Below are 8091 nucleotides of genomic sequence, written 5' to 3'. Positions count from 1 at the left end.
GTGCGTCTCCCTCACGGCTGGGAGCATGCAGGGCAACATCCGCCGCCACACCGTAACGCTCGACCAAAGCCCCAGCAAAAGCCCGCGCCAGATCAAATCGCTCCTTGGCGTCCAGTTCGGTAGGAAGGGCCAGGACATATTCACGGGCTGTAACCGAATTGGAGCGCTTCTCGGTCTGCTCTGCCGTGTTCCACAAACGCGAACGGTCCAGCGCCCAGTCACACCCGGTCGGGGCCATGATGAATGAGCCATCAACGCCTGACCGTCTGGTGTAGTCATGATGGCGTCCATCCCGTTCGTTAGTCAACGTATCACCTGTCCGATAAGCCGCAGCGGCAACGGCACTCCTACCGGTGCTCCGCGATACGGTTTTAACAGACAGATGAAAGATCGCCATATTATTTATCTTTTTTGAAAACTACCTGCGTATAAATATCAATTTTGTTATCTTCTATTCCCTTATCTTTCATTACGTTCTGAACTTGTGAATAACTTGTATCATCCCAATTCGGAACATCATGAACATTATAATTAGGAATATACGTTACACCACCAACTGGCTCATAACCTTTATGAACAAATACCATCACATCTCTTTCAAGAGCTGTAAGAGTCAAAGAGGCAATTATTTTATAACTCATTTTTTTCTCCAAAGCACGCAAACTCATAGAGTTTGCATAAGTGCGCCCTTAATACCTAATCGGCATTAAGTGTTGAGGTCAACATCTATTCATGATATACTAACAAGTGTAGGGAGAAACTGTAGTCATGTCAGATGCAGTCCAGCACAAGAAGTCTGCAAAAATTATCGCGGCGGAAGAACGCCTCGAACAGGCAAAGCGTGCCTTGCGTGATGCCAAACAGGCAGAGAACAGGCAGCAGAGAAAAATTGCTGACAGGCAAAAGATAATTCTCGGCGCGACGTTACTCAATCTTGCCGAACGGGATGAGCGGTTCTCGCGGGTCATTGATGAACTTTTGAAGCGTCTAACACGGGAACAGGATGTAAAAGCTTTCCGGGATAATGGCTTTGTCACACCCCGACCTGAAAACGACCAGAATCCGACCACAGAAGATGGCGTCCATACGGGGGCATAATCCATGAATGACTCTGGTGATGATGATGACGATTTTGCTTTGCAGGAGTTGGAAAAGCTCCGGCAGACGATCATCAAGTCACAGGAGGCTTATTCCAGAATTACCGACACGATCCCTGAACACGTCCAGTTCCTAGAAAGGTCGGCCCACGAGATAAAAAAATCTGCGGATGAGGTGAAAGAAAGCTGCAAGGACGTAACTGGGTACATCAGTGGGGATCGAAAGGCTCTGATCTGGACATGCAGCGCCTCGGCCCTGCTTCTTGTTTTCGTCGCGGCCTTCCTTGGATACACCTTCGGGCATCGGGGTGGGTATGCGGAAGGGTTGGCCGAAATTCAGCAACAGGCCAAGGCACGAAGTGCCCTAGCTGAATGGGCGGCATCTTCCCCATCCGGCGCGCTCGCCTATCAGATGGACCAGACCGGAGAGGTACAGGCATTCGGTCGGTGCCAGATCGAGGGGTATCATGTCGTCCAGAAGAATGGCGGACACTGGTGCACGCCGATGAAAGACACCGGCGGGGGGCCTGAATGGTCGCTCCCATCGTCATAACTTCACGTCAGGAGTGAATGATGCCACGGGATATAAACCGTTGCCCCACCCATCCGGGTGAATTGCTGCGGATGGACGTCTTTCCTGCCAGTGGCATAGATGCGCCAGAAATCGCACAGGCGCTCGGCATATCCTGCCAGAGCCTTGATGAGCTGCTGGCCGCACGAAAGCCTGTCACCCCCGATCTGGCAGAGCGGCTGGGCCAACTGCTAGAAAATGGCCCCGACCTCTGGATCAGAATGCAGGCGGCTCATGACGACTGGTGGGCCAGGCGCAACAATGCGCCCTGAAACTGTTTTGCTTGCGCGGAGGAATGCCATTCCCACTGTCGGACAAGTCAGACAAAGTGTCAGACATGACAGACAAACGTTCCCGGTGTTTCCTGAATTTTCCGTCTGATAACAGTTTCGCCCTGCGGGACACTAAACACAAAAAACCGGCATCAAACCTAATTTTCTGGTATTATAACCTTATCACGTCACCCACGACAGGAGCCACATGATGAGCGAAGCACTCTCCCCCATCGTCTCCGAGTTCGAGACGGCCAAACAGGAAACTGAATACACTGCATGGCTTCAAGCTAAGATTGCAGCCAGTCTGGCCGACCCGCGCCCACCAATCCCACACGATGAGGTTATGGCCGAGATGGAAAGCATCATCCGGACCGCAGAACAGCGCCGCCGTTCTGCCTGATGCTACCAATTGCCTGGCGTGATACCGCCCGTACCGATTTACGTCAGATTATCACAGATATAGCCGCCGAAAATCCACCAGCGGCTCGACGACTAAAAATCAGGCTGGAAGCGGTCGTCCAGCCGTTATCCGAACATCCCTATCTCTATCGTACCAGCGAAAGAGCGGCTGGCTTGCGCGAAATCGTGGCGCATCCAAATTACATCGTTCTCTATCGGGTGACCGCAACGAGCGTTGAGATTGTCAATGTGGTCCATGCACGCCGCCAGTTCCCCTAGCACTACAGTTGTGTTTTGATGCGAGATATGATTCCGTGTGTTGGTATGGAACGGAACAGGATGACAGGTGGCGCGTCTGTTGAGGAGACGCTGTCGCTGACGGTTGAGGGATTACGGGCGGTCAAGGAAAAAATACGCCCCCTGTTTGGTCAGGATCGGGTTGCGGTCTCAGCGGAGCATTATCTGGAAACGCTCCTGGGCAATCTGCCGCGCAAGACGGGTTGGCAACGTGCGGAAGCCGCAGGCGACGAAGGCCCCTGGCGTCAGCAGGCTTTGCTGGGCCGGACGCAGTGGGACGCCGACGGTCTGCGCGACATTGTCCGCGATCATGTTCAGAGTACCCTGGGTGATGAAGACGCGGTTCTTGTGATCGATGAGACCGGTTTTCTCAAGAAAGGCAAGGCGTCCTGTGGAGTAGGGCGCCAGTACACGGGTTCGGCTGGAAAGATCACGAACTGTCAGGTTGGTGTGTTTGCAGCCTATGTCTCTTCACGGGGTCATGCTTTCGTGGATCGCGCCCTGTATCTTCCCAAAGCCTGGACATCAGATCCGGTACGGCTGTCTGCGGTCTCTGTTCCTGCGGACGTAACGTTTGCAACCAAACCTTCTCTGGCCCGACAGATAATCGAACGCGGCCTGCAGGCTGGCCTTCCCTTCGAATGGGTCGCTGCTGACAGTGTCTATGGCGTAGGGGAAATCGAAATGAGCCTGCGTCATGCCGCAAAAGGGTATGTTCTGGGGGTGGCAGGCAGTCACTGGTTCAACTCCTGGGGCCTGGGAGAGAGACCGGTTGCGGGAGAAGCCCGTGATATCGCCCGGGACGCTCCAGAAGAAGACTGGGTCTCCCTGTCAGCCGGACACGGGACGAAAGGCGATCGTCAGTATGACTGGCTGTGGTGTCCGCTCGCCGAACTCGAGGGGGCAGACTATACCCCGGCCGACAACAGAACCTGGATCCGGGGTCTCCTTGTGCGCCGGAACCCAGCCGACGGGGATCTTGCATACTTCACTGTCTGGTGCCCCTCAGGAACGACGCCTGAAAAGCTGGTTCAGGTCGAAGGCACGCGATGGCGGATTGAAGAGGGGTTCAGAACGGCCAAAAACGAATTCGGCCTCGATCACAATGAAACCCGCTCCTGGCACGGCTGGCATCGTCACGTATCCCTTGTCATGCTGGCCTATGCCCTGATGGCCGGGGTCAGGGCACAGGCAAACGACAGGTCTCCCAAAAAAAGACCAGCGAACCCGCACCAGGTCTGATCCGGTGGTCCATTCAGGAAATCCGGCGTCTTATCGTCAGGCTGACCCAGCGCCAGCTCTCCCTCAACCATATCCTGCACTGGTCACGCTTCAGACGAATACATCAGGCAAAAGCCTATGCTTCTCACATCAAAACACAACTGTAGTGCTAGAACGGGGTCCGTATCCCAGCCCCCTCGACCTCTCACACGCATAGCCCACACTGTTTCGCTTGTGCCGGGCAGATAAACACCATCACACTCCCTGTCAGACAAGTCAGACAAGGAGTCAGACATGACAGACGACCCCAAGCCGTGGTCAATCCGTGGCGTTCATCCAGAAGTGCGGAATGCCGCCCTATCGGCGGCCAGGCGGGAAGGTCTCACGATTGGCGACTGGCTGGACAGGGCCATTCGCTCCCACATAAAAAGTGGCAGAAAACAGGGAGAAAACCTGTCTGACACACCTGTCAGACAGGCGACAGACTTGTCTGACGCGGAACGTCTGGTCAGCATGATCGCCCAACTGTCTGCGGCAGGTGCTCCCATTCCCAAATCGGTGGCTGCGAAAGCCTATGCGCTCATACGGGATGGCCTGAAGGACGCCCAGCAGCAAAAAAAGATCGGGAGTCTCGAACATCAAGGAGCGCTGACAGGGCCTGAAGGCCCGTAAAAGACCGTACAGGCCCCTTCATGCCATTGCGCATAAATCCATTCAAATGATCCTATGGTGCCTTCTACGGCCTTCTGACGCGCTGTAGCCACGTAATGAGCCGACTGCTTCGCCAACTACTCCCCTTCCTAAGCAGATCAGCAGTGCCAACGAACGACAGCCTACAGGCTCCGGGTGAGTGCGGAGCAGGAACCGCGTAGCGCGCGAAGCGCCGGAGCTGGTCGATACGATGTCGTTTTTTGCCGCTCGCGCGCGTACACTCCCGGCGTGGTACATCCAGCCGGTGGAAATGTGGATTGCCCTTCGGGCCGCGCTCCGCCCGTGGACAGGGCATGGACAGCCCGTGGACAGCCCTACGGCCTGTCCACCGCCTGCCCACACCGCTGCCCACCGGCTCCACGCTCAATCCACATTCCCACCGGCACACCCAATATCACCAAGTAGATTTTTTGATTTTTTAATTTTTAGGGGAAGGAAAGCAGTCCGTTCAGGCATCGTCCCCCATCGTCAGAACACACGAAAACGAACCCCCATTAGATCATTAGAAGGAGCATTTTTTTTCTCTTTTGTTTTCAATGACTTGTAGGGGGGGGTGCGGAAACAGCTCATTTCCGCACCCCCGGAAATGTACTGCTTCCGGGGGTGCGGAAATCTGTTTCCCATTTCAGGAAAAATATAGTATGTAATTGGAACCAGTTTTGGGAAAAAAGATTCTGAAAACATGAAAAATATAGCAGAAAAAAAGTCTATCGGATCATGGGTTCAGACAGAGAGGGCAGCTCACGAAGCATGGGCCGCTTTAATGGGGCAGGCTCCTCAAGCAGCACGTCTTATGCATCTACTCGCGGCACGAGTAGGCAATCACAATGCCGTTGTTATCAGTCAAAAGACGCTCGCATCTCTCATGGGCGTTTCAGATCGAACCGTCCGCACGGCCGTCAAAGTCCTACAGGCCGGAAACTGGCTCGAAGTGCGACAAATCGGAGATCGTGGTACCGTCAACGCTTATGTGCTGAACGATCGAGTGGTGTGGTCAGGTGCACGCGACGGTATACGACATAGCTTGTTTTCTGCTGCTGTGGTCATCTCGTCCGCCGAACAACCTGACAAAGATGCATTAGGCAGCCAACCGGCTCTCCAGCGCCTGCCCACCCTCTATCCCGGTGAACAGCAATTACCTTCCGGCCCTGGCATGCCGCCCCCGTCTCAACCATCATTGTATGGAATGGAGCCAGACATACCTGCTCGACAAATGAGCAGCGAAGATATGAATGAACCGCACCAATAAAAAGTTTATTTACTTGTAAAGTGGATATATGAATATTAATAATATTGTATATTTAATGATTTTCAATGGATACTTCTAAATACCCATTGAAAATATTTAAATTATTATGTCACATTTTCATAATTATTTATTGTATGCACATGCCAACAAATGCTCTCTATCCGTTTTGAACGTAAACCACGGATAGACCATTGATATATCTGGAACAGTATTGTCAGATACATCTGTAAATCTCATAGCTATAACCCCCTTTTGAGCTATATAATCAACAAAATAATTTGGCGGAAGTCCAAGAGAAGGTGTGTCTAGAAAATAAAAATTCTGGTTTATATCCTCAAAATACTTCATATCCCCTTTAACGGGGTTCCCATTTATTCCAACAACTACATTAAAATTATCGCCTCTATGGGCATAAAGACGATCATCCGATACGGCAAATATAAAAGTATTAGAATCAGAATAATATTGCCAATATATTGTTCTTATAGAATTGCCAACTTGAACTATTTTTGCATTAGTGCTGCACATATAGGATCCATTTTTGTAAGTTATTTTAGTTATAGTTCCTCCGTCATTATAATTATAATTTTCAGTTTTCGGCATTAAAATATCTTGAGAATGGGCTGTATTGTTGAGTGATAGTAAAAATCCTGATACAGCCATTAAAGTAAATAACTTTTTCAATACTCTAACTCCTTTTATATAAATAATTTTTCATATATACATATACATCAAGAAATTTTATATTAAAAATCGTCAGTAAACCATAACTGATATATAAAAATATTATATATAGCATGTGAACAAATGATCAAAATAATAGAAGAAAATAACCTTGATTCTCTTAAAAGAGATACTATGGGAATATATATAATTAGATCAATTAACGCACCCAACGTAATAAGAATCGGATACGCGGGCGCAATTAAATTGTACAGAAGAATAAAAGACCACGGAAGGAAATGGTCTGGTAAAAAACTATACGGAACCCATGAATGCGCTCCGTTCAAATTAATTATAGCATGGGAATTGTATAATTGGGATATTAAAGATGTTAAAAACGCTGAAAAATGCCTATATAGGCATATAGTTATTAGATTTAATCGATATAATTCTTTAGATAAAGATATAAATGATAATTCCCTTTTCTATATTGAAGACGATAAAAACATAAGAATTATTTACGAAGATGTTTTAAATGATCTCTATAAAATGGAGCATATAAACTCCTTATCTTAAAAAATCAGAACGGCTCAAATCCCGATCCACCGCCACTAGGATCGAGGTCCGTATCCCGGCCCTTCGACCGGGCAGGCCCACCCCGGCCACGTCCTCGACCTCTCACACGCATACCTGGGCCTTCGGACCGCCTATGCCGCTCCTGCGCCTCGTATCGCTCCAGTCCGGTCCTGACGGCCTTTTCCTCGGCCTCCAGTTCCTCCAGCCCCATACGATGCAGCTTGGCATCCACAGCACGGGCGAGAGGATCTGTCGGGTAAAATCTGGCGAACAGCTCCGCCCTCTTTTCCGGCGCTTCACGAATGAGCTGCGCCAGCCTGCTCTCGATCCGCTGCTTCTGCTCCTCCTGCCGCTTCAAAACCCTCCTGCGGACTTCTGCGGCCCGCTCCTGTTGCTCCTCGGCCTGCCGTCGTTGCTCTGCCTCACGCTGGCGCAGCATCTCAGCATATCTGGCCTCGGTCTCCTGTTCAGCCCGGCGACTGCGGCCAAAGGCCCGCACAAGTGAGCTGGCAGCGGCTTTCTTGGCAGCACGAACCTTCTGGATGACGCCTGCCAGTTCCTGGGCCAGCTCACGCACACGCTCATTCAGGCCGCGCCTGCGCCGGTTCTCCCGCGCCTTGAACGTCCGGGGCTGATAATCCTCCCCTTTCCGTTCGGCCTCGGCCTGATGCTTCCGCTCGATGGTCACACTGGTCGGACCGAGATGCAGGGTCGGCATCTTCTCGATACCCTGCCGCTCGTAACTGCGATGATCGACACGGGCAGGCTTGTCGTGGCGTTCGAGCGCCTCATTGCATTGCATGGCCCACAGCTCACGCAGGCTCTCGATCTCTGGTCCGCCTGTCTTGGCGGCATCCAGTATTCGGGTCTTTTTGCCTAGACCGTCCGGCTCGACCTCGCGGGTCGTGGTGAGGATATGCACGTGATGATTCCGTGCGTCTCCCTCACGGCTGGGAGCATGCAGGGCAACATCCGCCGCCACACCGTAACGCTCGACCAAAGCCCCAGCAAAAGCCCGCGCCAGATCAAATC

General features: G+C 51.6%; 13 protein-coding genes. 9 read left to right on the top strand and 4 right to left on the bottom strand.

What is annotated here, in order from left to right; genetic code table 11:
* Together CFR80_RS16025 and CFR80_RS19015 are read right to left on the bottom strand one after the other, a co-directional pair.
* Positions 1 to 307 (bottom strand): MobA/MobL family protein (locus tag CFR80_RS16025; protein ID WP_309146441.1); only part of this gene is annotated, 307 nt, incomplete at its 3' end.
* 91 nt (positions 308 to 398) lie between these two features.
* Positions 399 to 641 (bottom strand): hypothetical protein, encoded by a 243-nt coding sequence (locus tag CFR80_RS19015; protein WP_146221681.1) that lies wholly within the window; start codon positions 639 to 641, stop codon positions 399 to 401.
* Positions 642 to 768: 127 nt separating this feature from the next.
* Here CFR80_RS19015 and CFR80_RS16020 point away from each other — a divergent pair, with 127 nt between their 5' ends.
* The 8 genes from CFR80_RS16020 to CFR80_RS15985 all read left to right on the top strand — a co-directional run bounded on the left by CFR80_RS16020 (position 769) and on the right by CFR80_RS15985 (position 5820).
* Complete coding sequence (locus CFR80_RS16020; protein WP_110507702.1) at positions 769 to 1098, top strand: mobilization protein; 330 nt, start codon at positions 769 to 771, stop codon at positions 1096 to 1098.
* A 3-nt stretch (positions 1099 to 1101) separates the two neighbouring features.
* Positions 1102 to 1650, top strand: coding sequence for a hypothetical protein (locus CFR80_RS16015; protein ID WP_110507701.1), 549 nt, complete (start codon positions 1102 to 1104; stop codon positions 1648 to 1650).
* Positions 1651 to 1667: 17 nt separating this feature from the next.
* Positions 1668 to 1940: a HigA family addiction module antitoxin gene (locus tag CFR80_RS16010; RefSeq protein WP_110507700.1), complete on the top strand. Its 273-nt coding sequence runs from the start codon at positions 1668 to 1670 to the stop codon at positions 1938 to 1940.
* Between the two features lie 208 nt (positions 1941 to 2148).
* Entirely contained in the window at positions 2149 to 2343 is a 195-nt protein-coding gene (relB, locus tag CFR80_RS16005; RefSeq protein WP_019092406.1) for a type II toxin-antitoxin system RelB family antitoxin, read from the top strand.
* A complete protein-coding gene (locus CFR80_RS16000) occupies positions 2343 to 2621 on the top strand; it encodes a type II toxin-antitoxin system RelE/ParE family toxin (RefSeq protein ID WP_081500435.1) in 279 nt (92 codons plus the stop codon). Before relB ends, CFR80_RS16000 begins: the two co-directional genes overlap by 1 nt.
* Positions 2622 to 2666: 45 nt before the next feature.
* Complete coding sequence (locus CFR80_RS15995; protein ID WP_110507699.1) at positions 2667 to 3881, top strand: IS701 family transposase; 1215 nt, start codon at positions 2667 to 2669, stop codon at positions 3879 to 3881.
* Between the two features lie 273 nt (positions 3882 to 4154).
* Positions 4155 to 4532: a hypothetical protein gene (locus CFR80_RS15990; RefSeq protein ID WP_110507698.1), complete on the top strand. Its 378-nt coding sequence runs from the start codon at positions 4155 to 4157 to the stop codon at positions 4530 to 4532.
* A 721-nt stretch (positions 4533 to 5253) separates the two neighbouring features.
* Positions 5254 to 5820, top strand: coding sequence for a helix-turn-helix domain-containing protein (locus CFR80_RS15985; RefSeq protein WP_110507697.1), 567 nt, complete (start codon positions 5254 to 5256; stop codon positions 5818 to 5820).
* 123 nt (positions 5821 to 5943) lie between these two features.
* Here CFR80_RS15985 and CFR80_RS19010 read toward each other — a convergent pair whose 3' ends face one another.
* A complete protein-coding gene (locus tag CFR80_RS19010) occupies positions 5944 to 6504 on the bottom strand; it encodes a hypothetical protein (RefSeq protein WP_146221680.1) in 561 nt (186 codons plus the stop codon).
* Between the two features lie 123 nt (positions 6505 to 6627).
* On the opposite strand from CFR80_RS19010, the gene CFR80_RS19005 reads away from it, so the two are divergent.
* On the top strand, positions 6628 to 7059 hold the full coding sequence (locus CFR80_RS19005; RefSeq protein ID WP_146221679.1) for a hypothetical protein: 432 nt from the start codon (positions 6628 to 6630) through the stop codon (positions 7057 to 7059).
* Positions 7060 to 7063: 4 nt separating this feature from the next.
* On the opposite strand, the gene CFR80_RS15980 is transcribed toward CFR80_RS19005, so the two are convergent.
* The coding region (locus CFR80_RS15980) for a MobA/MobL family protein (protein WP_110507696.1) at positions 7064 to 8091 on the bottom strand (1028 nt) is incomplete at its 5' end.

Source organism: Komagataeibacter oboediens, from assembly GCF_003207815.1.
Classification (GTDB): Bacteria; Pseudomonadota; Alphaproteobacteria; order Acetobacterales; family Acetobacteraceae; genus Komagataeibacter; species Komagataeibacter oboediens.
Note: the sequence above shows the minus strand (reverse complement) of the source record. Positions and strands in the feature narration are given on the sequence as shown.